The sequence below is a fragment of the Virgibacillus profundi genome (genome assembly GCF_002287375.1).
Classification (GTDB): Bacteria; Bacillota; Bacilli; order Bacillales; family Amphibacillaceae; genus Virgibacillus_K; species Virgibacillus_K profundi.
Genome location: NZ_NPOA01000077.1, coordinates 1 through 420, shown reverse-complemented (window position 1 = coordinate 420; position 420 = coordinate 1). Strand labels below are relative to the sequence as shown.

The 420-nt window shown below is 51.9% G+C and carries 1 rRNA gene; it reads left to right on the top strand.

Annotated elements, in window-relative coordinates:
* Positions 1-420: ribosomal RNA gene (locus CIL05_RS21610) — 16S ribosomal RNA — on the top strand; the annotation flags it as partial.

The window sequence follows — 420 nt, the reverse complement described above, 5'->3', positions numbered from 1 at the left end:
ACGACTACAGAACAGGATTAGATACCCTGGTAGTCCACGCCGTAAACGATGATCACTCGCTGTTGGCGATACACAGTCAGCGGCTAAGCGAAAGCGTTAAGTAATCCACCTGGGGAGTACGCCCGCAAGGGTGAAACTCAAAGGAATTGACGGGGGCCCGCACAAGCGGTGGAACATGTGGTTTAATTCGATGATACGCGAGGAACCTTACCTGGGCTTGTAGGTTAGTGAAGTATGTGGAAACATGTACGTCAGCAATGACACGAAACTAGGTGCTGCATGGTTGTCGTCAGCTCGTGCCGTGAGGTGTCGGGTTAAGTCCCATAACGAGCGCAACCCTTATCATTAGTTGCCAGCAGGTTAAGCTGGGGACTCTAATGAGACTGCCAGCGTAAGCTGTGAGGAAGGTGGGGATGACGT